26 protein-coding genes and 1 tRNA gene are annotated in these 23384 nt (G+C 69.5%); 10 read left to right on the top strand and 17 right to left on the bottom strand.

Features of this window, described 5'->3' with window-relative positions; translation table 11 throughout:
• Position 1: 1 nt before the first annotated feature.
• Both FK530_RS16530 and FK530_RS16525 read right to left on the bottom strand, forming a co-directional pair.
• Positions 2-1024: a hypothetical protein gene (locus FK530_RS16530; RefSeq protein WP_146488088.1), complete on the bottom strand. Its 1023-nt coding sequence runs from the start codon at positions 1022-1024 to the stop codon at positions 2-4.
• Between the two features lie 4 nt (positions 1025-1028).
• Positions 1029-2024, bottom strand: coding sequence for a glutathione S-transferase family protein (locus FK530_RS16525; protein ID WP_146488087.1), 996 nt, complete (start codon positions 2022-2024; stop codon positions 1029-1031).
• Between the two features lie 122 nt (positions 2025-2146).
• On the opposite strand from FK530_RS16525, the gene FK530_RS16520 reads away from it, so the two are divergent.
• The gene (locus FK530_RS16520; protein ID WP_146488086.1) at positions 2147-2647 is read left to right on the top strand and encodes an LppP/LprE family lipoprotein; all 501 of its coding nucleotides are present in this window, start codon (positions 2147-2149) and stop codon (positions 2645-2647) included.
• On the opposite strand, the gene FK530_RS16515 is transcribed toward FK530_RS16520, so the two are convergent.
• On the bottom strand, positions 2644-3141 hold the full coding sequence (locus FK530_RS16515; protein ID WP_146488085.1) for a VOC family protein: 498 nt from the start codon (positions 3139-3141) through the stop codon (positions 2644-2646). The genes FK530_RS16520 and FK530_RS16515 overlap by 4 nt on opposite strands.
• A 76-nt stretch (positions 3142-3217) precedes the next feature.
• On the opposite strand from FK530_RS16515, the gene FK530_RS16510 reads away from it, so the two are divergent.
• The gene (locus tag FK530_RS16510; protein ID WP_231706670.1) at positions 3218-3982 is read left to right on the top strand and encodes a helix-turn-helix transcriptional regulator; all 765 of its coding nucleotides are present in this window, start codon (positions 3218-3220) and stop codon (positions 3980-3982) included.
• On the opposite strand, the gene FK530_RS16505 is transcribed toward FK530_RS16510, so the two are convergent.
• The 6 genes from FK530_RS16505 to FK530_RS16480 all read right to left on the bottom strand — a co-directional run bounded on the left by FK530_RS16505 (position 3983) and on the right by FK530_RS16480 (position 9947).
• Positions 3983-4246, bottom strand: coding sequence for an Rv1893 family protein (locus FK530_RS16505; protein ID WP_146488084.1), 264 nt, complete (start codon positions 4244-4246; stop codon positions 3983-3985). It lies immediately after the preceding gene.
• Positions 4247-4273: 27 nt separating this feature from the next.
• Positions 4274-5089: an ethanolamine ammonia-lyase subunit EutC gene (gene eutC, locus FK530_RS16500; protein ID WP_146488083.1), complete on the bottom strand. Its 816-nt coding sequence runs from the start codon at positions 5087-5089 to the stop codon at positions 4274-4276.
• Positions 5086-6501: an ethanolamine ammonia-lyase subunit EutB gene (locus FK530_RS16495; protein WP_146488082.1), complete on the bottom strand. Its 1416-nt coding sequence runs from the start codon at positions 6499-6501 to the stop codon at positions 5086-5088. Before FK530_RS16495 ends, eutC begins: the two co-directional genes overlap by 4 nt.
• A 25-nt stretch (positions 6502-6526) precedes the next feature.
• Positions 6527-7789 carry an HAD family hydrolase gene (locus FK530_RS16490; protein ID WP_146488081.1) on the bottom strand — a complete coding sequence of 421 codons (1263 nt, stop codon included), beginning with the start codon at positions 7787-7789 and terminating at the stop codon, positions 6527-6529.
• On the bottom strand, positions 7786-9231 hold the full coding sequence (gene eat, locus FK530_RS16485; protein ID WP_146488080.1) for an ethanolamine permease: 1446 nt from the start codon (positions 9229-9231) through the stop codon (positions 7786-7788). The genes FK530_RS16490 and eat overlap by 4 nt, the downstream gene beginning before the upstream one ends.
• Before the next feature lie 98 nt (positions 9232-9329).
• Positions 9330-9947, bottom strand: a complete 618-nt coding sequence (locus FK530_RS16480) for a TetR/AcrR family transcriptional regulator (RefSeq protein WP_146488079.1) — start codon at positions 9945-9947, stop codon at positions 9330-9332.
• Positions 9948-10012: 65 nt separating this feature from the next.
• Here FK530_RS16480 and FK530_RS16475 point away from each other — a divergent pair, with 65 nt between their 5' ends.
• The 4 genes from FK530_RS16475 to FK530_RS16460 all read left to right on the top strand — a co-directional run bounded on the left by FK530_RS16475 (position 10013) and on the right by FK530_RS16460 (position 14200).
• The gene (locus FK530_RS16475) at positions 10013-10936 is read left to right on the top strand and encodes a metal-dependent hydrolase (RefSeq protein WP_146488078.1); all 924 of its coding nucleotides are present in this window, start codon (positions 10013-10015) and stop codon (positions 10934-10936) included.
• A 3-nt stretch (positions 10937-10939) separates the two neighbouring features.
• A complete protein-coding gene (locus FK530_RS16470; protein ID WP_146488077.1) occupies positions 10940-12073 on the top strand; it encodes a DUF7802 domain-containing protein in 1134 nt (377 codons plus the stop codon).
• Positions 12070-12792, top strand: a complete 723-nt coding sequence (locus FK530_RS16465) for an MgtC/SapB family protein (RefSeq protein ID WP_146488076.1) — start codon at positions 12070-12072, stop codon at positions 12790-12792. The genes FK530_RS16470 and FK530_RS16465 overlap by 4 nt, the downstream gene beginning before the upstream one ends.
• A 100-nt stretch (positions 12793-12892) precedes the next feature.
• Positions 12893-14200 (top strand): KasA/KasB family beta-ketoacyl-ACP synthase, encoded by a 1308-nt coding sequence (locus FK530_RS16460; protein ID WP_146488075.1) that lies wholly within the window; start codon positions 12893-12895, stop codon positions 14198-14200.
• Between the two features lie 107 nt (positions 14201-14307).
• Here the strand turns inward: FK530_RS16460 and FK530_RS16455 are convergent, their stop codons facing one another.
• The gene (locus FK530_RS16455; RefSeq protein WP_231706669.1) at positions 14308-14850 is read right to left on the bottom strand and encodes a MarR family winged helix-turn-helix transcriptional regulator; all 543 of its coding nucleotides are present in this window, start codon (positions 14848-14850) and stop codon (positions 14308-14310) included.
• Between the two features lie 57 nt (positions 14851-14907).
• Between FK530_RS16455 and FK530_RS16450 the strand changes: the two genes are divergently transcribed.
• Entirely contained in the window at positions 14908-15633 is a 726-nt protein-coding gene (locus FK530_RS16450) for an SDR family NAD(P)-dependent oxidoreductase (RefSeq protein ID WP_146488074.1), read from the top strand.
• A gap of 69 nt (positions 15634-15702) precedes the next feature.
• Positions 15703-17601, top strand: a complete 1899-nt coding sequence (locus tag FK530_RS16445) for a DNA/RNA non-specific endonuclease (protein ID WP_146488073.1) — start codon at positions 15703-15705, stop codon at positions 17599-17601.
• Between the two features lie 10 nt (positions 17602-17611).
• Here the strand turns inward: FK530_RS16445 and FK530_RS16440 are convergent.
• Together FK530_RS16440 and FK530_RS16435 are read right to left on the bottom strand one after the other, a co-directional pair.
• Positions 17612-17685: transfer RNA gene (locus FK530_RS16440), tRNA-Leu, on the bottom strand.
• Positions 17686-17722: 37 nt separating this feature from the next.
• A complete protein-coding gene (locus FK530_RS16435) occupies positions 17723-18838 on the bottom strand; it encodes an alpha/beta hydrolase (RefSeq protein WP_146488072.1) in 1116 nt (371 codons plus the stop codon).
• A 59-nt stretch (positions 18839-18897) separates the two neighbouring features.
• Between FK530_RS16435 and FK530_RS16430 the strand changes: the two genes are divergently transcribed.
• Positions 18898-19512 carry an ANTAR domain-containing response regulator gene (locus tag FK530_RS16430; protein ID WP_146488071.1) on the top strand — a complete coding sequence of 205 codons (615 nt, stop codon included), beginning with the start codon at positions 18898-18900 and terminating at the stop codon, positions 19510-19512.
• 7 nt (positions 19513-19519) lie between these two features.
• On the opposite strand, the gene FK530_RS16425 is transcribed toward FK530_RS16430, so the two are convergent.
• Positions 19520-19828, bottom strand: a complete 309-nt coding sequence (locus FK530_RS16425; protein ID WP_068533852.1) for a helix-turn-helix domain-containing protein — start codon at positions 19826-19828, stop codon at positions 19520-19522.
• Between the two features lie 135 nt (positions 19829-19963).
• Between FK530_RS16425 and FK530_RS16420 the strand changes: the two genes are divergently transcribed.
• Positions 19964-20935, top strand: coding sequence for a cytochrome c oxidase assembly protein (locus tag FK530_RS16420; RefSeq protein ID WP_146488070.1), 972 nt, complete (start codon positions 19964-19966; stop codon positions 20933-20935).
• 24 nt (positions 20936-20959) lie between these two features.
• On the opposite strand, the gene FK530_RS16415 is transcribed toward FK530_RS16420, so the two are convergent.
• From FK530_RS16415 to FK530_RS16400, 4 genes are all read right to left on the bottom strand, one after another.
• Complete coding sequence (locus FK530_RS16415; protein WP_146488069.1) at positions 20960-21688, bottom strand: rhomboid family intramembrane serine protease; 729 nt, start codon at positions 21686-21688, stop codon at positions 20960-20962.
• Positions 21689-21694: 6 nt separating this feature from the next.
• Positions 21695-22246: a hypothetical protein gene (locus FK530_RS16410; RefSeq protein ID WP_146488068.1), complete on the bottom strand. Its 552-nt coding sequence runs from the start codon at positions 22244-22246 to the stop codon at positions 21695-21697.
• A complete protein-coding gene (locus tag FK530_RS16405; protein ID WP_146488067.1) occupies positions 22243-23133 on the bottom strand; it encodes an acyl-CoA thioesterase in 891 nt (296 codons plus the stop codon). The genes FK530_RS16410 and FK530_RS16405 overlap by 4 nt, the downstream gene beginning before the upstream one ends.
• A gap of 24 nt (positions 23134-23157) precedes the next feature.
• Positions 23158-23384 (bottom strand): pyruvate kinase alpha/beta domain-containing protein (locus FK530_RS16400; protein ID WP_316250495.1); only part of this gene is annotated, 227 nt, incomplete at its 5' end.

Genomic DNA, 23384 nt, shown 5'->3' with positions numbered 1-23384 from the left:
GTCAGCGCGAGCTGTACGAACCGGTGGCCGATTCGGACGGATGGAGTTGCTCCTGAAGCTGGACAAGCACGTCTCCGTTGACATCGAGGCCGTACAACCAGACGGCCCAGTCGAAGCCGGCCGCTGACCAATGATGGACCGTGTGATCGGTGCTGTCGATCCGCCACCGTCCCGGCTGATGCGGCCGTCGCCACAGGCATCCCTCGATGTGTGCGCCCGATCCGGATCTGATCCGCACGAAGTAGCTGCCGTCCCCCTCATCGAGTTCGTAGACATCGGTGATCGCGAGCTCGACGGGTACGCGGATGTTGAGCGAGCGTGCGCCTAGATCGGACTCGAGCCAGGCCAGGCGGTCAGCCTGCGCTTCCTCGTACGCGGCCCGCTCCGCGCGCGCGTCAACCGCACGACGCTCGTCCAACGACACGGCAGCACCGTCCCACGTGAACAGCGAATCATCGACTTGGCCGCCGACATCGAGCGAGGTGAATTCGACGGACACGTCGAACTCCTCGCTCCCCTGTTGCAGCACAGCCCCTGATTGCCGGTCGACGATCATCTGCAGCGGCGCAGGCTTGTGCGGCGGCGGTGCCAGTTCCACTGACCAGCAGTCCCTCCCGAGGAACTCGATCTCTGCCACCGGACGCGTCGGCTGCGTGAAATCGTCGCCACGCAACCAGTCCTGCGCATTGCGGGAGATCAGCAGCTCCGCGCCCGGGCCGTGGTAATACACGCGATCAGCACCGACGAACGTCGGCGGCGTCTCGGCATCGTCGAACTGCCAGGAGGTGACTCCGTCACTAATGAAGTAGGGGGACCCGTCGGGCAGTTCTACCCGGACTCGGCGGCCGTCTCGCCATACCCTGACGTCGTCTCCCCCGATTCCGACCCACATCGGAGGTGCCCCGATGAACCCGACCGTTTCGGTCCTGCCGAGAGCTTCGGCGTTCCGCGTACGCACGATCCCGTGCACAGGCAGACCCGGGCCGTCCACCAGCGATTTCAGAACCTCGATCCATTCGGTCATGGACTCAGCCGGCGGGAACCGGTAGCGGCGCGGGTGCGGTGCCTGCTCCGAAGGGGCTGCCGCCCAGCTTCTCCCGGCCGTGCTCGGTGAACCAGTTCCGCAGGTCCGGTCCCTTCGGGACGATGCCCGACGGATTGATGTCGCGGTGCACCTCGTAGTAGTGCCGCTTGATGTGGTCGAAGTGCGTGGAATCGCCGAAGCCGGGCGTCTGGAACAGGTCGCGGGCGTAGGCCCACAGCACCGACATCTCGCTGAGCTTCTCCCGGTTGCACTTGAAGTGGCCGTGGTACACCGGGTCGAACCGGGCCAGCGTGGTGAACAACCGCACGTCGGCCTCGGTGATGGTGTCGCCCACGAGGTACCGCTGCGTCGAGAGCCGCTCGGTGAGCCAGTCGAGACGCGAGAAGAGTTGGTCGTAGGCGGCGTCGTAAGACTCCTGCGAGCCCGCGAAACCACAGCGGTAGACGCCGTTGTTGACGTCCCGGTAGACCAGCTTGTTCACCTCGTCGATCTCGCCACGCAGGTCCTCGGGGTAGAGCTGCGGCGCGCCGGGGCGGTGGAAGTCGGTCCACTCGAGCGAGAAGTCGATCGTGATCTGTGGGAAGTCGTTGGTGACCACGGCGCCCGTCGGGACGTCGACGATCGCGGGCACCGTGATCCCCTTCGGGTAGTCGGGGACCCGCTTGAAGTACGCGTCCTGCAGGCGCGGGATCTTGAGTACGGGATCGAGCCCGCCCTCATCGAGGTCGAAGGTCCACGACCGCTTGTCGTGCGTGGGGCCGGCGATGCCCAGGGAGATCGCGTCCTCGAGGCCCAGCAGCCGCCGCACGATGATGGTGCGGGTGGCCCAGGGGCAGGCGTACGAGGCGACGAGCCGGTAGCGGCCCGCTTCGACGGGGTATCCGTCCCGACCGTCGCGGGTGATGCGGGTTTCGATGTACCGGGTGTCGCGCTCGTACGGCTGGTTCTCGGTGACGTAGCTGCCCTGTTCCTCGCTCATGACCTCAGGCTAATGACCAGCGGGCACTCCTGCGAGGTAACGTCGACGGATCGTTACCCGATACAAGCAGTGCCCGTCGATGGAGCCCCGCGTCGACCTCCCGTGATGGAAGGAACGAAGCCATGCGCAAGCCTCTGATCGCGCTCGCCCTCTCCGCTGCGGCTGTCGCCGCCGGTGTCGGATCCACGGCCGTCGGGACCGGCGCGGCCGGCGCCGCGCCGCTCGCCTGCCCCGAGCTCCCGCAGGACCGCATCGACGGCGCGATCCGGACGATCGCGCCGCCGCTGCTCGGTGTCCCGTGGCGCGTGACGGCGATGGGCGGTTCGGTCGACTGCACCCTCAACTGGGTGCGTCTCGACACCGACCGCGGCACCGGCAGCTCGCCCGTGCAGATCCTGCTCTTCGACCACCAGAAGTTCGCCGGCACGCCGACGCCGAAGGGAGACGCCTTCACCTCGGTGGTCGGGAGCAACGGCCCCGGCCAGATCACCGTGCGGTTCAAGTGGCTGAACCCCGGTGACGCCAATGCCAATCCCACGGGCTCGGCCGACGTCCGGTTCCAGACGATGCCGCAGGACACCCCGCAGCCACTGGATCCGATCCCGCCGCAGGTCGCGGACTAGCCCTGGGCCGCCGCCCACTCCTCGACCCGCGCGGCGCTCTCCTCGTCGCTGAGGTCCTCGACGCGGGTCATGATCGACCAGCGCACGCCGAACGGGTCGCGGATACTGGCGAACCTGTCCCCGGAGACGAAGTTCGCGACGGGCTCGCGGATCGTGGCACCCGCGGCCTCGGCGCGGGCCACCACGTCGTCGACATCGCTGCAGTAGAGCCCCAGCGAGTAGCAGTCGGCGTCACCCTCGGGCGGCCCGATGAGGCCGAACTGCTCGTTCGGTTCCCCGAGCTGGAGGCGCCCGTGCCCGAAGTCGAGCTCGGCGTGGACGACCACACCGCCCATCTCGGTGACGCCGAGGGAGCGGGCCCCGAGCACGGAGACGTAGAAGTCGATGGCGCCCTTCGCGTTCGGGATCGCCAGGAAGGGCGTCAGCGAGGAGAAGGAGTTCGGGACGCCGTCGGTGGTGTGTTCGCCGTTCGCGGCGGTGGTGTTCTCTGTCATGCCACTGACGCTATGAGGGCGCACCGCACCGCCGATTGAACATTCGCGACAGATCCCTCGCGCCTAGGATCGATCCGTGAACCCCCGCGGCATCCTGTATCCGGCGCAGCTGCCGACCTTCGAGCGCCGTGCCCCGTCACCGGGAGTGGATGCGCTCGTGCGCTGGTTCTGGATCTCGCAGTGGGAGATCGCGCCCGGCCGCACGTCGCGCCAGGACGTACTCGCCTTCCCCGCCCTCAACCTGGTTGTCGAGACGGACCTCGTCGGGCTCGCCGGCGCGACGACCGAGCGCTCGCACCGCGACCTCGTCGGCACGGGATGGGCCGTGGGCGCGCTCCTGCGCCCAGCCGCGACGCCCGCGGTCACTGACGACGCCCGTGCGGTCCTGGACGACTACCCCACCGTCGACGCACCGGACCTGCACACGGATGTCGCCGCGGCGATGGCACGCGGCGACATCACGGGGGCCTGCCGCACCGTCGAATCCTGGCTCACCGCAAGGGTTCCGACGGTGCCCGACGAGGCGGCGCTCGCCAATCGACTCGTCGTCGCCATCGAGGAGGACGAGTCGATCATCACCGTCGAGGACGCGGCCGCGGCGATCGGCGTCTCTCCCAGGACGGCGCAGCGCCTCACCCGCCGGTACGTGGGTCTGACCCCGCTGGCGCTGATCCACCGGCGCCGGTTGCAGCAGGCGGCGCACCTGCTCAGCACCGAGCCGGACATCGCGATCGCGGACATCGCCGCGGACCTGGGCTACGCCGATCAGCCGCATCTGGTCCGGGACTTCCGCAAGGTCCTCGGCTTCACGCCCGGCGGGTACCGACGGACCGCGCTGTGATCAGTCCTTCCGGGTCACCTTGTCGGCCACCGCATCGGAGGCCTCGCGTGCGGCGGAGAGGTTCTCGCCCGCGAGCTTGACCCCCTCGGCGGTGGCGGAGGTCGCGATGTCGGCCGCGCCGGTCGCCATCCGGCTGACGCCGCCCATCACGTCGCCCTTCAGCGCCTCGCCGGCGCCCTCGACGATCTCTCCGGACTTGCGTACCGAATCGGCCGCGATGCGGGTGACCGCGTCGATGTTCTGCTGGATCCGCTTGCCGATCATCTTCCGACTCCTTCTTTCGGACTGACCTCAGTCTAGTCCGCGCTGGTCAGGGCCCTCCAGTTCCGCCCGCGAGGTGTCCTTGAGATCCACTCCGGAACGCCCGAGCCGCCGCGCGCCGACGACCAGGCCCGCCGCGATCCGCGCGGCGTCGGTGTAGCCGAGTCCCTCGGGCGGGTGGATGTTGGAGATGCAGTTGCGATGCGCGTCGGTGACGCCCGCCCCGAAGTCCTCGGGGTCGGCGCGGTGGGTCAGGTAGATCCCCAGACTGTCGGCGACCGACAGGCCCGGGCGTTCCCCGATCAGCACGAGCAGGGTGCGTACGCCGAGCGCCCGGGCCACATGATCGCCCAGTGCCACGCGCGCCTGCGTCGCGATGACGGGCGGCGCCACCGTCAGGTCGGGCGGCAGGGCGGCGAGGATCGCTCCCGCCAGCGCCGTGCCGTGATCGGTCAGCGCCTTCGGTGAGAGGCCGTCGGCGAGGACGAGAGCGACGTCGGCACCGGCGGTCACCGTCGACACGCCGGAGAGGTCCGCGGGCTCCCGGCCGAGGTCGGGACGGCGGAGGTACTCGCCGCGGTCCGCCGCGCGGCTGGTGACGACGACGGGTTCGCCGAGTCCCAGGTCGCGGGCGCGGGCGACGAGGTCGTCGGCGTCGAGGGGCTGGTGCACGGCGTCGCGGGCCGCGGCGTGGGCGGCGGAGAACTCCAGCACTCGGCGGGTCGGCAGCGCATCGCCGGTGCGCCCCAGGCCGATCCGGGACTGGGTGGTCGCGCGCAGGGCGTCCCAGAAGGCGCCGTCGGCGGGCCGACGGGCCGCGCCGTCGGCGCGCTCGGGTGAGCTCATCGCCCGACTCCCGCCGCGAGTTCGCGGAGCGGGGACGCCTCGACGGCGATGTCGCGGAGGCCGCCGGACTCATCGGTCATCCCCTGCCGCGCGAGCCAGGCGTCGAACTCGGGCGCGGGGCGCAGGCCGAGCGCGCGGCGCACGTACAGCGCGTCGTGGAAGGCCAGCGACTGGTAGCCGAGCATCACGTCGTCGGCGCCGGGGACGGTGATGACGAAGGAGACCCCGGCGACGGCGAGCAGCGTGAGCAGGTCGTCCATGTCGTCCTGGTCGGCCTCGGCATGGTTGGTGTAGCAGACGTCGACGCCCATCGGCAGGCCCAGGAGCTTGCCGCAGAAGTGGTCCTCGAGTCCGGCGCGCGTGATCTGCTTGCCGTCGTAGAGGTACTCGGGCCCGATGAAGCCGACCACGGTGTTGACGAGCAACGGATCGAGGTGCCGCGCGACCGCGTACGCACGGGTCTCGAGCGTCTGCTGGTCGACGGGCGCACCGTCGGTACCGATATGCGTGCCCGACGACAACGCCGAGCCCTGCCCGGTCTCCAGGTACATGACGTTGTTCCCGACGGTGCCGCGCCCCAGCTCGCGCGCGGCCGCGTTCGCCTCCTCGAGCAGCGGGATCGTCACGCCGAAAGCGGAATTGGCACCCTCGGTCCCGGCGATCGACTGGAAGACCAGGTCCACCGGAGCGCCCTGCTCGATGAGCCCCAGCGTCGTGGTCACGTGGCTGAGCACGCACGACTGGGTCGGGATGTCGAACCGGGTGCGCACCTCGTCGAGCAGGTGCAGCAGGTCCGAGGTGGCGTGCGGCGAGTCGGTGGCGGGGTTGATCCCGATCACCGCGTCGCCGCAGCCGAGCAGCAGGCCGTCCAGGGTGGCGGCCGCGATGCCCCGCGGATCGTCCGTGGGGTGGTTGGGCTGCAACCGGGTTGCGAGGGTGCCCGGCAGACCGACCGTCGTGCGGAAACCCGCGGTGACGCGGACTGCCCGGGCCACGGCGATGAGGTCCTGGTTGCGCATCAGCTTGCTCACCGCCGCTACCATCTCCGGCGTCAGGGAGGGGCCGAGGGCGGCGAGTCGGGCACCGGCATCGTCGGCGACGGAGATACGCAGGAGGAGGTCCCGGAGGTCTCCGACGGTGAGGTGCGCGATCGGGGCGAAGGCCGACCGGTCGTGCGTGTCGATGATGAGGCGCGTGACCTCGTCGGACTCGTAGGGCACCACGAGTTCCTCGAGCAGCGCGGTCAACGGGACCTCGGCGAGGGCCCACTTCGCGGCGGCGCGCTCGGCGTCGGAGGAGGCCGCGCACCCGGCCAGCTCGTCGCCCGAGCGCAGCGGCGTGGCCTTGGCCAGCAGGTCGGCCATCGACGTGAAGGTGAAAGTCTCCCCGCGGACGGATTGGCTGCGGATCATGATTGCTCCGATTCAGACGTGACTTCTAGTAGACGGTATCCGCGACGGAGCCCAGCGGGGCGCCATCGGCGCCGCGGACCGGCACCTTCGCACCCGCGGCGTCGGTGCCGGCGGCGGCACACGCGTAGGGCTTCGCCTGCGGCTTCGGCTCGATGAACATGGGGTTGACGAGCCACTTGCCGTCGGCGTCCGCGTAGGCGGTGCACATCAGCTCGGGGACGTTGCGGTTGATCACGAGCCGCAGGCCGGTCGCATCGCCGAGGAAGGTGATGTCGGTGACGGAGTCCCCGGCGGAGAGCACCTGCCGCCGAGCCTCCGGCGCCTGCTGCCAGGCTTGTGCCCCGGTGATGCCGAGGACCTCCTGATTGACCAGGCAGCGCTTACCGTCGATGTAGTTGATCATCGAGTCGTCGCCGTCGGGCACGTCGCCGCATCCGCGCAGGTGCGGAACGATCTTCCCGTCGGTGACGACGGGGCGGATGCCGATCAGCTTGTCGGGGGCGAGCCCCACCTCGGGCGCCCACGCCCGTACGACGGGCTGCGCGGAGGCGGAGATGATCCGCACGTCGAAGCCGTTGTCCACCAGCGTCCCGATCAGGTCCTTGATCTGGCTGTAGTAGCGCACCCAGGCCGTTACCTCCGTGGTCCCGACGCGCTGCTTCGAGCCCTCCGCCGCGGCGAGCGCCTCGCTGCGGGCGCTCTTCGCGAAGTCCTCGATCTCAGCCTCGGTGTATCCCGCCATGAGTTGGACGACCCAGGCGTACGCGGGCTCCATCCGACGGTGGTCGTAGCCGGCGAAGGCTGCCTTGCCGCCGATCTCGCCGTCGTCGACGACCGCGACGAGCGCGTCGGCGCAGCGGGTGTCCCGGTCGGTGGGCAGTGGCGAGCCGGGAGCGGCGAGCGCCGTGGGGCACGCCTCGGCGAGGGCCTGCGCCGCCTCGGGGACGAGGTAGCGGCTCGTGGTCCGCCAGTCGCCGTTCGCGGGCTGGCGGATCTTGCCGGTGCGGATCATCCAGTACGCGGTCGCCGAGCCGATGTCGTTGCGCACGACGGTGTTGTCCCAGTCGAACAGGGCGACGGGGGCGGCACCGTCGGGCGTGGTGCCGCAGTGGCCGCGCTCGGTGATGAGGTTCTGGAGGCGATCGTGGTTGTCGCCGTACCAGCCCTTGTCGGACGCCAGGGTGCGGCACTCGGCCGCCTTCGAGTCCGCGTCGCTCGAGGAACAGGCGACGGCAGCCGGGGCGACGGCGAGCAGGGCGGCGAGCAGCGCCGCGCGGGCGCGGCTCACTGCAGGTCCCGTTCGGCATCGGCGAGGGCGGCGAACTCCTCGTCGGGCGAGTTCGCCACCAGGTGATGTCGGCTGTAGACCCCGAAGTAGACGAGGAAGGCGGCGAACGCGGCGAGGGTCAGGCCCGCGGCCGTGGGGTCGACGAGGAAGGTCGCCACGACGGCGATACAGGCGACGACCAGGGCGAACGAGGTGGTGACGATGCCGCCGGGCGTGCGGTACGGGCGCGGCATGTCGGGCTCGCGGCGGCGCAGCACGATGTGGCTGATCATCATGAGCACGTAGCTGACGGCGGCGCCGAAGACGGCCATGTTGAGGAGCATCGCGCCCTCCCCGGTGAGGGACAGCGCGAAGCCGATCACGCCGGGCACGATCAGCGCGAGGACCGGTGCCTTGCGGGCGTTGGTGACCGAGAGGCTCTTCGGGAGGTAGCCGGCCCGCGAGAGCGCGAAGGTCTGGCGCGAGTAGGCGTACATGATCGAGAAGAAGCTCGCGACCAGGCCGGCGAGGCCGATGTAGTTCACCACCTTGGCGGCGGTGCCGTCCCCGAGTGCCTCGACCAGCGGGTTGCCGGAGGTGGACATCGCCTGCGCTCCGACGGCGCCGGGCGCCAGGAAGAACACCGTCGCGCCGGTGACGACGAGCATCAGCATCGCGACGATGATGCCCCGGGGCACGTTCTTCTCGGGCTCGCGCGCCTCCTCGGCGGCGAGCGGGACGCCCTCGATGGCGAGGAAGAACCAGATCGCGAAGGGCACGGCGGCCCAGATGCCGAGGTAGCCGTGCGGGAGCCAGCTCGAGGCGCCCGCGGCATCGGTGACGGCGATGTCGGTGAGGTTGTGGGCGTCGAACTTCCCGATGGCGAAGATCGCGAAGATCACGAGGCCGACGAGGGCGATCGCGGTGATCACGAACATGGCCTTGAGCGCCTCGCCGGCGCCCGTCAGGTGGATGCCGATGAAGAGCGCGTAGACGAACAGGTAGACCCACCAGCCGTCGGTGATCCCGAACAGGTTGAGCGACTGGACGTACGCCCCGATGAAGGTCGCGATCGCCGCGGGGGCGATGGAGTACTCGATGAGGATCGCGATGCCGGTGGCGTAGCCGCCCCAGGGGCCGAGCGCACGCCGAGCGAAGGTGTAGCCGCCGCCGGCTGCGGGCAGCGCCGAGGACATCTCGGCCATGCCGAGCACCATCGCGAGGTACATGCCGGCGATGATCACGGCGGCGATCGCGAGGCCGCCCCAGCCGCCCTGCGCGAGTCCGTTGTTCCAGCCGGCGTAGTCGCCGGAGATCACGTAGCTCACGCCCAGCCCCGCCAGCAGCACCCAGCCGGCGGAACCCGACCGGAGGGTGCGTTTGGCGAGGTAGTCGTCGGACTCGATGGTCGCGTCCACACCGTCGTGGTGGAGCTGGTGCGGCGCCTGGCGCTCAGTACTCATGTGGGCCTTCCTGATCACGGTCGATCCTGTTCCCGGCGTGTTTCCGGGGCGGTATCGGCGTGTTTCACCGACGGATCGTGTCGGTGTGATCTGGAACACTACGAGTCAAGAGTTGCAGCAGGGTTGCAGCGCAGGTCGATGACGGCGGGCGCAACCCACCGGAGGAGGTAGGCACGCAGGTCGTCGGGCGTGCGGGGCGGGTCGCCCGGGGAGATGAAGAAGGACTGCATGATGCGCAGTTGGAACTCGACCAGCTCCCGCAGCCGCGCCTCGTCGTAACCGTGGGCGGGCCAGTCCACGTCGAAGCGGCGGATCATGGTCATGCCGAAGGTCATCGCCTGGCCGGACGCGATCGCCTCGGTGTGCGAGTGCTCCCCCGCGAGCATCAGACGCAGGTGTGGCGCCCGCGGTACCTGATCGAGCGTGAAGACGATGCCCTCGACCACCGCCTCCGCGGGGTCGCGCATACCCCGCACGTGCGCCGCGAGTCGATCGAGGAAGGCGCCGACCGACTGGACCGCCGCCGCCTGGAGCAGCGCGTCGACGGTCGGGTAGTAGCGATAGACGGTCTGCCGGATCACACCGAGCGCGTCGGCGACCTCCGCGATCGACGTGGTGCCGCGGTCGCCGATGATCTCCACCGCGGCCGCCACGATGCGTGCGGACGCCTCCTCGTCGCTGGCCGGCGGCGAGCCACCCCATCCCCTGCGTGCCATCGCCCCAGGCTACAGCTTCGCGCGTTCTCACCATACAGAACGTGTTCTATGTGTATGTTGACGCCATGACCGACCTGCACCCCCGCAAGATGGACTTCCACTTCGACGAGGCTCCCGTGCCCTTCCTGTGGAACCCCGACAACCCCGCCTTCTCGTCGATGATGAACGCGGTCTCCTTCCTCGCCGTCGGCTTCGAGAAGATGATCGTCAAGCTGATCCTGCAGGTGCGCAAGGAGTTCCCCGACCCCGAGGTGGCCGCCGAGGCGACCGCGTTCATGCAGCAGGAGGGGCATCACTCGACCGCGCACCGTCGACACGTGCAGGCGCTGATCGATCGGTACCCGGGCCTGGAGAACACCCTCGACGCGGTGATCGGCGAGTTCGACCTCCTCACCGAGGCGACGTCCACGGACTACCGGCTGGCCTACACGGCCGACCTGGAGGCCACGTTCACGCCGGTCTTCAAGCTCATGCTCGACAACGAGGAGGCGCTGTTCCGCCCCGGCGACGACCGGGTGGCGTCGATGTTCCTGTGGCACTTCGTCGAGGAGGTGGAGCACCGCAGCTCCGCGCTCATCATCTACAACGCGCTGGTGGGCAGCGAGGTGTACCGGATGCGGATGGCACCGTCGATCTTCGCGCACGTGCTCAAGGTGATCCGGATCGCCTGCGCCGGCTTCAACCAGCACGTGCCGCTCAAGGACCGCAAGGTCGACGCACTCTCGATGTTCGGCCGCTACCGGCTCAAGCAGAAGATGCTGGTCGCGGTGGCGCCGCACCTGACGAAGGGCGCCATGCCCCGCGCCTTCGACGTGCTCCCCAAGGCGGAACAGGCCGTCGCCATGAAGGGCATCATCCGCAGCCAGATGCCCCTGCACGATCCCGCGCATGAGAATCTGCCGGCCCTCGCCGGCGAGTGGCTGCGCCGCTACGACGACGGCGTCGACTGCACCCGGTGGTACACCTCGGACGCGGCGATCGGGGCCTGACCGATGGACATGTGCACCCCCACCTTCGACGCCCTCGCGCGCCGCATGGGCTTCACCTGCGACGATACGGGCGGCCTCGTCTCGGTCCGCAGCCCGTTCCAGCTGGAGAACTGGACCCTGCCGGTGCTGGAGCTGACGATCATCGTCGGCTCGGTGCTGATGCTGGTGCACGCCTTCCGGCGCTGGCGCCGGGGCGATGCGACGAACCTCGCCGTGTGGTTCGGCGCGACCGCCTACCTTTTCGTCATCGAGCCGCCGCTGTACTTCCCCGGCGCCTTCGGCATCGAGGACTACGTGGACACGATGTTCGCGCACAACCTCTTCACCGTCGAGTTCCTGTGGGGCAGGCTGCCGCTGTACATCGTGGCGATCTACCCCCTGATGGCCACGATGTCCTTCGAGATCGTCCGCATGCTCGGCGTCTTCCGGCGGTGCGGGATCATCCTGGGCGCGTGCACCGTCGGGCTGGTGCACGGGGCGTTCTACGAGATCTTCGATCACATCGGGCCGCAACTGCGCTGGTGGGAGTGGGCGCCCGACAATCCGATCAACCTGCCCTTCTTCGCGTCCGTTCCGATGGGCTCGGTCGTGGTCTTCGCCGCGCTCTGGCCGATGTCGCTGGCGCTGTGCGTGCAGTTCATGGTCGGGCGGCACGTCGACGCCGCCCGGTTCACGGGCCCGCAGCTGGTGTGGCGGACCGTCGTCATCGGCCTCGCGGCCTCGGTGGGCACGTTCATCCTCCCCCTCCCGGCGACGGTCATCGGCCTCGCCGGCGACACGGTGCGCGGCACCGTCTACGCGCTGGAGCTCGCCGTCATGGCCGCGGCGGCGCTCTACGCGGTCCGACGGTGCCTGTCCCCCGCCCCCGGCGCACCGTCGATCCCGGCGCACCGGAACCCGTTGGTCCAGACGTACGCCACGCTCTACCTCGTGGTCTTCGCGGGTCTCTGGATCGCGGCGCTCCCCGACTTCTTCGACGCGAACAACGGCGTCACGGCGGCCGGGGACCCGATCGGGAATCTGCCCTTCACGCTGCTCTGTTTCGTGATCGGCGCCGGCGCGGTCGCCCTGACCTTCCGTATCCGCGGCCGAGAACCGGTTGCATCGGAGCCGATCGGGAGCACCATGGAGGTGTGAGCACGCTCGCGGACTCATGGATCAGCGCCGGCCAGGGGTGGCGCCAGATCGAGCAGCTCGTCCTCGCGTTCGCCCTGTCGACCGTGGTCGGGCTCGAGCGCGAGTTCCGCGGGAAGAGTGCCGGCCTGCGCACGCAGGCCATCGTGGGGACCACGTCCGCGCTGATCCTCCTGGTCAGCAAGTACGGCTTCGGCAATGTTCTCGACCCGGACACGGTCATCCTCGACCCGTCCCGCGTCGCGGCGCAGATCGTCTCGGGCATCGGCTTCCTCGGCGCGGGGCTCATCATCACGCGGCGGGGCGCGATCCGGGGGCTCACCACCGCCGCAGCGGTGTGGGAGACCGCCGCGATCGGCATGGCGGCCGGGGCCGGGCTCGAGATCCTGGCGGTCGCCGTGACCGTCCTGCATTTCGTGGCGGTCCTCGGCTTCACCCCCGTCGGGCGGATGGTCGCGGCGCGGGGCACCGCCGAGCGCGCTTTCACCGTCACCTACCGCGACGGGGCCGGCGTTCTGCGGGAACTCCTCGGCGCGTGCTCGCGGCGTGGTTGGAGTGTGGCGTCGCTCACGGTGGTCGACGGCCCCGCCGATGACGCTGACGACGGCCACGAGGTAACCGTCGCGTTATCCCTGGTGGGGCGGGGTGTGACCGAGGCGGGCGCCGCTCTGGGCGGCGTCGACGGCGTGCTGCGCATCGACCGCGGGGCGGACGAGGACTGAGGGTGAACCGAACGGTTCGTGACGATCCCACAAGAGACGGCTGTGAAGTTCTCACCTGAGAACAGCCGGATGGACGTTTCGATCCTGTTTCATGGAAGGCATGGCAGACATCCGGAGTTTCAGCACGCTCGGCGGACAGTTCCCCAACGTCGTCGTCACCGCGATCGAGATGACCACCTCGATCGGCACCGACACCGAGTCCACGTGGGCGGGCCTTCTGGCCGGCAAGAGCGGCATTCGCGAGCTCAAGGGCGATTTCATCGGCGTCGACATCGCCGACCTCCCGGTCCGCTTCGGCGGCCAGCTGCTCGAGGATCCCACCTCCGAGGTCCCCGAGCGCCCCGACCGCAAGTACGCGGGCGACATCAGCAAGCAGCACGTGTCGAAGCGGCGCATGTCCTACGTGGAGCAGGCTGCGCACGTGATCACCAAGCGGCTGTGGGACAACGCCGGCCGCCCCGACGTCGATCCGACGCGCCTCGCCGCGGTCGTCGGTACCGGGCTCGGCGGCGGCGAGTCGATGGTCGAGGCCGTCGACGCGCTGCGCGACCACGGCGTCCGCAAGGTCTCGCCGTTCACCGTGCAGATGGCCATGCCCAACGGCGCCTGCGCGGTCTCGGCCCTGGAGATCGGCGCCCGCGCCGGTGCCATCGCACCGGTCTCGGCCTGCTCGACCGGCAACGAGGCCATCGCGCACGCCTGGCGCCAGATCGTGCTCGGCGACGCCGACATCGCGGTCTGCGGCGGCATCGAGGGCAAGATCGACAGCCCCGTCATCGCCCCGTTCGCCATGATGCGCGCCCTCTCGACCCGCAACGACGATCCGCTGGCCGCATCACGCCCGTTCGACAAGGACCGCGACGGCTTCGTCTTCGGCGAGGCCCAGACGCTGATGATCATCGAGACCGAGGAGCACGCCCTCGCCCGCGGCGCGAAGCCCATCGCGCGCCTGCTCGGCGCCGGCATCACCTCGGACGGCTACCACATGGTCTCCCCCGACGTGGAGGGCGGCGGCGCCGCTCGCGCCATGAAGCGCGCCATGGAGACGGCCGGCCTCACGCGCGAGGACATCGACTACATCAACGCGCACGCCACCGCGACCCCGATCGGCGACACCGCCGAGGCCAAGGCCATCAACGCGGTCGTCGGCACCGACGCAGCGATCTACGCCCCCAAGGGCGCGCTGGGCCACTCGATCGGTGCCGTCGGCGCCCTCGAGGCCGCGCTGACGGTGCTGTCGCTCCGCGACGGCATCATCCCGCCGACCCTCAACCTGGACAACCAGGACCCCGAGATCGAGCTCGACGTGGTGCACGGCGAGGCGCGCAAGGGTGACTACAAGTACGCCTTGAACAACTCGTTCGGCTTCGGCGGCCACGACGTGGCACTCGCCTTCGGCAAGTACTGAGCCGCAACTCTTCTGACGACGCCGCCCGCCCTGGCTTTCAGGGCGGGCGGCGTCGTTCGGTCCCGGCACGGATGCACACGCTCCGCGGGCACCCCACCCTGCGGTACCTATCCGTCTCCGACCTGACTCGGTCTCGTCCGGCCCAATTCGCCGTGCAGGTGCTCCAGTAGGTCTTGAAGCGACTCGGCGAGGTCGCTCATACCGTCCGGCGACAATCCTGCGAGGAGGGACTGTTCGCGGGTGAGAACCTCCGTCACGAGTCGGTCCACCTCACGGTGGCCGGCTTCGGTGAGTTCCACGTCGACCGTGCGGCTTCCGGGTCTGTTCGCGCGACGCACGAGACCCGCGCGTTCGGCGCGCTCGACCCTCTGCGAGATCGCGCCCGCCGTCACCATCGCAGCCTGCCCGAGCTCCCGAGTGGTCAGCCGGTAGGGCTGCCCGGACCGACGGAGGGTCGACAGCAGGTCCAGCGTCGCCGTGTCCGCCCCCTGCTCGCGAAGCAGCCGCGTCCGTTCGTCGCCGAGCATCTTGGCGGCCTGCCAGATTCGCGTGATGACGCCGATCGACTGAACCGGAAGGTCCGGGCGTTCGCGCTGCCATGCGAGGGCGATCGCGTCGACCGGATCGGACTCGCTCAATTCTCTTGTCACCGCGCACCATTCCGTCTACGTTTAGGTCTAAACGTAATCTAGTGCAGGAGGATCGAGATGTCCACCATCGCAATCGTCACGGGCGGCGGAACCGGTATCGGCCGGGCGATCGCCGCGCGCCTCGCCGCCGAGGGTGCGGAGGTCGTCATCACCGGCCGCCGTGCCGACGTCGTGTCCGCCGCAGCAGCCGAGATCACCGGCACCGTCCGGGCCGCGACTCTCGACGGCACCGATCCCGAGGCGATCCAGGCGTTCGTCGACCGCGAGATCACCGAGACGACCGTCCTGGTCAACAACGCGGGCGGCAACACCGATTTCGACCACCCCGAACCGGGTGACCTCGCCGCGCTCGCGACAGCGTGGCGGCGCAACCTCGAGAGCAACCTCGTCAGCGCCGTCCTGATGACCGAGGCGGTGCTACCGACCATGACGGGCGGCGGCGCCATCATCTCCATCGGCTCGATCGCCGCCGACAAAGGAGCCGAGTCGTACGGGGCCGCCAAAGCGGGTCTCGCGTCGTGGAACATCGGCCTCGCCCGACGCGTCGGGGAGCGCGGGATCACCGCCAATGTGGTCTCCCCCGGGTACATCGCCCGCACCGAGTTCTTCCGGGATGCCCTCACCGACGCCCGCCGCGCCTCCTTGATCGACGCAGCGATGACCAAGCGCGCCGGCGTTCCGGCGGACATCGCGAACACGGTCGCATTTCTCGCACACCCGGACGCGCGCCAGATCACCGCGCAGACCTTCGCGGTCAACGGGGGCGAGTGCCCCTCCCGCTGAGGCCGCCCCGGGGGGCTCGCGTTCTCGCTCACCCGGCCGTGTTCCGTGATTTCGCCTACCGTCGAAGTTATGGCCGGAAACAAACGGAAGCCCGCAGCACCGTCGACCAAGCAGGCCAAGGACGCGTCTCGCGCGTCCGCGGAGGCGCTGCGCAGCTTCGTCCGCGCACGCGCCACCGACTACCTGGCCGACCCGAACGTGACCTCGGTGGGGATCGGCTACAAGGTCGTCGACGGCAAGCCGACCGACACCGTCGCAGTGCAGTTCACCGTGCGCCGGAAGGTCGCGCCCGAGGCGCTCGAGAGCCTGGGGACCTCGTTGCTGCCGGAGTCCGTCGAGGTCGACGGTGTCGCGGTGCCCACGGATGTGCTCGAGCGCAGCTACGAGGCCTCGTACCGGATCGTCGCCGAACCCGAGGCGGCACCGGCAGAGGCGAAGGCCCGCCTGGACCCGATCCGGCCGGGCATCAGCGTCGGCAACGTGAAGGTCTCCGCGGGCACCATCGGTGCGATCGTCTACGACCGCACCGACGGCACCCCGCTCGTCCTGTCGAACTGGCACGTCCTCAACGGCCCCGACGGGAAGATCGGCGACACCGTCGTCCAGCCGGGCGCGTACGACGATGACCGGGTCGACGACAATCGCCTCGGGGCGCTGTACCGCTCGCATCTCGGCGCCGCCGGCGACTGCGCCGTGGCCACCATCGAGGACCGCGGCTACGCTCCCGAACCGCTCGGGCTGACCGTCGCGCCCACCGAGCTCGGCGAGCCCGAGCTGGGTGACAAGGTGATCAAGAGCGGCCGCACCACCGGCGTCACCCACGGCCTCGTGCGCCGCATCGACGTCGTCGTGAAGATCGATTACGGCGGCAGCGTCGGGGAACAGCAGATCGGCGGCTTCGAGATCGGGCCGGACCCGCGGAACCCCGCGCCCGACAACCAGATCAGTGAAGGCGGCGACTCCGGAGCCGTGTGGCTGTTCAAAGCCGCGAACGGCCGCCCCACCGGAGTCTTCGCCGGCCTGCACTTCGGCGGGGAAGCCGCCGGCAGCCCCGACGACCACGCACTCGCGTGCCTCGGCAAGTCCGTGTTCACGAAGCTCGGCATCACCCTCACGCCGCCCGACGGTGCCCCCGCGGCGCAGGCCGCGGGTGCGGCTCGGATCGGCGCCGGATACGACCCCGACTTCCTCGGTGCTGCGGTGCCGGTGCCCGGGGTGGATGCGAGCGTGGCCGACGACGCGGTCGAGGTCGACGGCAGCCCGATCATCGACTACACGCACTTCTCGCTGACGCAGAGCCGGTCGCGCCGCCTCACCCGCTGGGTCGCCTGGAACATCGACGGCACCACTCTCAAGAACATCGAACGGAGCGGATCGAAGTTCGTCCTCGACCCCCGCCTCCCGGCGGACACGCAGGTCGGCAACGAGCTGTACTCCGGCAACCGCATCGACCGCGGACACGTTGCGCGCCGCGCCGACCTGACCTGGGGCAGCACCGCCGAAGCCGAGCAGGCGAACACCGACTCGTTCTACTACACCAACATCTCCCCCCAGGTCGAGGACTTCAACCAGAGTGCCCGCCAAGGCATCTGGGGATTGATCGAGAACGCCGTCCTGACCGACGCCGAGGCGGAGAACCTGAAGGTCAGCGTCTTCGGCGGGCCGGTCTTCGGCGACGACGACCGCACCTACCGGGGCGTCGCACTCCCCCGCGAGTTCTTCAAGGTCGTCGCCTTCGTCAGCGACGGGAAGCTCGTCGCCCGTGGATTCCTGCTCACACAGAACCTCGACCGGCTCGAGGCGCTCGATCTCGACGAGTTCCGCGCCTACCAGGTGAGCCTGGCGACCATCGAGGAGCGGACCAAGCTGCGCTTCGCGGACGACCTCCACGGCGGCGACACCTACAACGCACCGGAGAGTCTCGCTGAGCACCAGCCGCTCGCCAGCGTCGGCGACATCGCCTGGTAGACCTTCGCTGTGCCCCCGGTGAGACTCGAACTCACACTGGACGGGTTTTGAATCCGTTGCCTCTGCCAATTGGGCTACGGGGGCGTCCGGCGGACCGTCGGAAACGGCCAGCCGAGCCAGCTTACCGGGCGGGGTCGGCGGCCTCGGACTCGGCGTCCACGGACGCGAGGAAGGCGTCGATCACGGGCCAGGTCTCGCGGACGGCGTCGGGGCCGGCGACGAGGCCGAGGTGGCTGGATTCGACCGTCGCGAACTCCACCCGCGGCGAACCGGTGAACAGATCCACGCCGTGCCGCGCGGTCTCCCACGCGCACAGGGCGTCCCGGTGCGAGCCGAACAGCTGGATGGGCACGTCGATGGAGTGCAGATCGATCGTCCGCTCCCCCAGGTGCACCTCGCCGGCGGCGAGCTCACCGCGGAAGATCAGGCGCTCCCACAGCTGGGTCGCCAGCTTGCCCGGGTAACCGGGGAAGGTCCGCTGGAAACGGTCGATGACCTCCATGCGCGCGAGCTTCTCGGGCTCGCCGAGGTTCTCGAGCACGAACTTGGGCTTCTTCAGTTCCCGGTCCCACGACGTCGCGCGGTAGGCCACCTGCACGATCGGCGCGGGGATGCCGCCGAGGAGCGCGATGAGCGCGCCCGGACCGAAACCATCGATCGGCTTCATCAGCGAGGTCACGAGCGGGTACGGCGGCTGCGCGGCGTACTTCAGCGGCGTGGCGATCGAGACGATCGAGCGGATCGAGTCGGTCGACGCACCGGCGGTGAGGAAGGACAGCGTCCCGCCCAGGCTCCAGCCGTACAGGTCGACGCCGGCACCGTCGGGCACCTCCCCACCCCAGAAGTCCTCCAGGGCCCGAGCGATGGCCTGCGGGATGATGTCGAGCGCGAAGTCCTCGAAGCCGAGCCCACGGTCGCCGTAGCCCATCTCGCCGAAGTCGATGACGTACGGAACGCGCCCCGCCGCCACCAGGTGCGCAACGACGGAGGTCTCGGGCGAGAGGTCGTAGCAGGTGGCGGGCGCGGCGATCGGCGGAACCAGAAGCACCGGCGCGGCGCCGGGAATCGCAGCACCATCACGATCGGAATCCGAGCCGAATCGGCGGAGCGTGCGATGCGCACCGTCGGCCACCACGACGTGCGGAGTGCGCTCGACGGGGCGGATACCCTCGCCGAAGGTCAGCGCCCAGAGATTGCCGGCGCGCTCGCGCAATTGAGTCAGGCTCAATACGTTCATGGGCTCACAGTACCGCGCGCGGCGGGCCCGATCTCCGCGGCCCGGTAACGTACCCCCTGATGAAAGCCACCGAGCCCACCCCGCACCGCGTGCTCGTCGCCGAGGACGAGGCGATCATTCGCATGGACCTCACCGAGATGCTGCGGGAGGAGGGGTACGACGTGGTCGGCGAGGCCGAGAACGGCCAGGTAGCCCTGGAGAAGGCCCGGGAGCTGCTGCCCGACCTCGTCATCATGGACGTCAAGATGCCGGTCCGCACCGGGCTCGACGCCGCACAGGACATCGCCCGCGAGCGGATCGCCCCCGTCGTGATGCTGACCGCCTTCGGTCAGCGCGAGTTCGTCGAGAAGGCCCGCGAGGCGGGCGCGATGGCCTACCTGGTCAAGCCCTTCACCAAGGCCGACCTCGTGCCCGCGATCGAGATCGCCATCAGCCGGTTCGCCGAGCTCAAGGCGCTCGAGAAGGAGGTCACGACGCTCTCCGGTCAGCTGGAGACCCGCAAGCTGGTGGACCGGGCGAAGAGCATCCTCATGCAGGCGCACGGCGTCTCGGAACCGGAGGCGTTCCGGTGGATCCAGCGGACGGCGATGGACCGCCGCACCGACATGCGCACCGTCGCGCACCTGGTGATCGACACGCTGGGCACTCCCTCCGACTCGGCGGGAGCGCCCTGACGGTCGGTCAGACCGCGCGGACCGACCGCGACGGCGGGAGCTGCTGGCCCCGGTAGTACCCGGTGCGCGGCATGTTCTGGAAGGCGGGCGCGTCGCCCGTGGCCTTGTCGTTCTGCCGGTCGATGACCTTCTTGACGGCCTGCGGCGACGTCCCCGTGTAACGCGCGATGTGCACGATCGGGATCCGCGCGGCGTACGCGGCGAGGATCGTCTTGCGGTACTGCTCCTCAGCGTTCGCCTTCAGGTGCGACCAGTGCGAGATCGGGCTGAGGAAGTCGCGGACCTCTTGAGGCGTGGGCTCGGGGACCTTCGGCATCTCTACTCCGTGAGTTCTAGCCCGGGGCGGGTACCCAGGCAGCTGATAGGGGCGTTCGACCGTACATCGACCGTCCGCCGTGGTTTGTTACACGCCGGTTGGATTAGTTTGCCAGGGGTGGTACAACGGGCATCGATGTCTCCCTCAGCTGTGGCGACCCAGTCGCCGGACGTGCTTCACACCTGGGTCTTCACACCCGTGGTGACGGGGCTCATGGTCGTCGCCTCCATCCTCTACGTGTACGGCACGATTCGCGCGCGGCGCGCCGGAGTCGCCTGGCCGATCTCCCGCATCCTGTCGTGGTTCGTCGCGATGGCGCTCCTCGTGCTCGCGGTCAACAGCGTGATGGCCGAGCTCGCCAAGCACCTCTTCTGGGCGCACATGGTGGTGCACCTGGTTCTGATCACGGTCGTGCCCATGTTCCTGGTGCTCGCCGAGCCGATCCGGCTGCTGGCCACGGCGACGGGTGAGACGGGCGACCGGCGCGTGCGGGCGTTCCTGGGCCACCGGGTGGTACGACTGATCACCAGCCCGATCGTCGGCCTGCCGCTGTACGCCTTCGCGCTGATCAGCACGCACCTCACCGGGTTCCAGGATCTCGCGCTCGACAATCCGTGGCTCAAGCAGCTCGAGTACACCGGCTACTTCGTGGTCGGCTGGATCTTCATGCTGCCGCTCATCGGGAACGAACTGTGCGGGCCCACCAAGCTCTCGCACCCGCTGCGCTTCGCCTCGTTCCTGCTGGCGATGGGCCCGGACACCCTGGTCGGTGTCACGCTCATGATGACCACCACCGAGCTGGCTCCCGGCTACGCCGCGTCGCGCCTGGGTTGGGGCCCCACCGGGCTCGAGGATCAGTCGGCGGCCGGCGCGATCATGTGGTTCGGCGGCGACGGCCTGATGATGATCCTGCTGCTCGTCGTGGCCTTCCAGTGGATCACCGCGGAGGCCACCGGCAAGCGCGGCGGCGGCATGGGCTCGTGGCTCGATTCGGCGCGCCGCGGTCAGCTCATGGGCGAGGGCGGCGACGACGTGGACATCGACGACGACGAGGCCGCCCTGGCCGCCTACAACGCGCGCCTGCGGGAGATGAACCGGGGCCACTGACGGGCCCGTCAGTGACGAGGGCGGCTAGCGCAGCGAGTAGACCTGCGCGCCGGGGAACGTACCGAACCGGACGGCGATCGCGGCGACGACCACGGCCGCGATGACACCCGCGCACGCCCAGCCGATGCCCTCCACCTGCTGCCGTGTGCGCTTGTCCCGGGGCAGCAGCTCGGGCCCGTAGACGAAACCCGCCGTCACGGCGGCGCCGATGACGAAGCCACCGAGGTGGCCCAGCCAGGAGATGGCGGAGAAGGTGAACGAGGCGACGACGTTGACGCCGATCAGGACCAGCAGCGACGTCGGGTTCAGCTTGAGCTTGAGGAAGAGCACCAGCTCCGCCCCGATCAGCCCGAAGATCGCGCCCGACGCGCCCACGGTGATCGTGTTCTCCAGCCCGAACCACAGCACCGCCGCACTGCCGCCGAGCAGCGAGAGTGCGTAGATCGCACCGAACCGCGCTCGCCCGAGTGCCTGCTCGACGTTACGTCCGAAGACGTACAGCGTGAACATGTTGACGAGCAGGTGGAACGGCCCGAAGTGCAGGAAACCCGAGGTCACCGCCGTCCACCACCAGCCGTTGGCGGTGGCGGGCTCGGACAGGGCGAGGCGCGCGACCTCGTACGAGGCCATGTTGTTGTCGATGCTGCCCGACTGTTTCGCGCTGAACGCGAAGGCGATCACGTTGACCGCGATCAGCGAGTAGGTGACGACGGGCTGCCAGTCGCGGCGGACCGTCGATCCGAGTGCGGTCACCGGCGGCTAGCCCGCGAGGGACACCATGAGGGTGCCCGACGTGGAGGCGAGTTCGCTGCCCGCGACCGGAGTCGCCGAGGCGTCGCCGACGGTCACGGCGTAGTTCACATCGGGGTCCGCGTGCACCGAGGAGAGCGTGAACGGGAAGACGCAGCGGCCCGAGCGCAGCACGCCCTTGCCGAGGTCCGTGCCGAAGCTGTCGGGCCCACTCTTGAAGACGATCCGCGCCCCCTCACGGACGCCGGCGGCGTCCCGGGCGCCGGAGCAGGACGTGGTGGTGGCGACGTACTCGGACGGGGTCAGCACGACCACGCCGTTCCGCTCGAACGCCGTGGTCGCGAAGCCGAAGGACAGCGCGAAGACACCGGCGATGGCCATGAGCACCAACGCGACCGCGGTGACGATGGCGACCCACGCGCGGGATCCGGGGCCGAGGCGGCGCCACGGCTGCTGCGCGCCCGACGGCAGCGCCGGGGGCAGGTCCGCACGCCAATCGCGGCCGGGCGTGCCCTCCGGCACGTTCGGGATCGGACGCTGCTGCGTGTCCTGGCTCGTCACTTCGCCCCCTTCGACGGGAAGTACTTGAGCACACCCTCCTGGGTGGTGCTTGCTACCAGAATGCCTTCCGAATCGAAGAATTGCCCGTTCGACATACCGCGGCCGCCGTCGGCGACCGTGGAATGCGAGGAATACAGGTTGTACTGATCGAATCGGACGCGGCGGTGGAACCACAGCGACTGGTTGAGGGTGACCGCCATGATCCGGTCGAATCCCCAGGAAAGGCCGTGGCGGGTGATGATCGAGTCGAGGATCGTGGTGTCCGACGCGTAGGCCAGCGCCGCGTCGTGGATGACCTGATCGTCGGGCAGCGGCCCGGCGGTCCTGATCCAGACGTTGTTGTCCTCCTGGATCAGGCCCTTGCCCTTCGCGATCCACGCGGGATCGTTGGTGAACCGCATGTCCATCGGCTGCGGCGCGTCGACGAACATCGTGACCACGTCCTCGTAGCCCTCCAGGGTGTCCTGGATGTTCGGCAGCCCGTCGGGGCCCGGCACCTGCGGCGCGGGGTCGCCGTGCACGAGGGGGTTCCGGCCGTCGGTCTGGTACGCGAGCTGCATCAGGGCCAGCACGGTGCCGTCCTGCTCCACGGAGACCAGACGGTTCGCGACGTTGCGGGTGTCCCGCAGGCGCCGCACCACGAACTCCAGGTCGGCGTTCGTCTCGCCGCCGTTGATGAAGTGCGTGTGCGCCGCGTGCAGGAACAACGAGTCCCGTGCGCCCGGAACAGTGGTGCCCGACGCGACGATCGCCTGCGAGAGGATCTGGCCGCCGAAGGTCCGGGAGGCGGTCTTGGCGGGGTGGCGACCGAGGAACCGGTCCTCCCCCGCCTGCGCCAGATCCAGGGTGCCGAGGAACTCGTCGAAGTCGGTGAGTGTCTCCGTCATGACGCGAAGCCTACTGGGCGGCTCCTAGTGGTCGTCCTCGCCGATCCGGTGCACCTGGATCAGGTTGGTCGAGCCGATCGTCCCGGGGGGCGCACCCGCGACGATGACGACCTGATCGCCCTTCGAGTACCGGCCGATGCCTTCCAACGAGTGGTCGACCTGCTTGATCATCGCGTCAGTACTGTCCGCGCCGTCCACCAGGAAGGTCTCCGTCCCCCACGACAACGCCAACTGACTACGCACCTCCGGCA

It is taken from the genome of Tsukamurella conjunctivitidis (assembly GCF_007858475.1).
GTDB classification, from domain to species: domain Bacteria; phylum Actinomycetota; class Actinomycetes; order Mycobacteriales; family Mycobacteriaceae; genus Tsukamurella; species Tsukamurella conjunctivitidis.
This window is presented reverse-complemented; position numbering and strand designations above follow the sequence as displayed.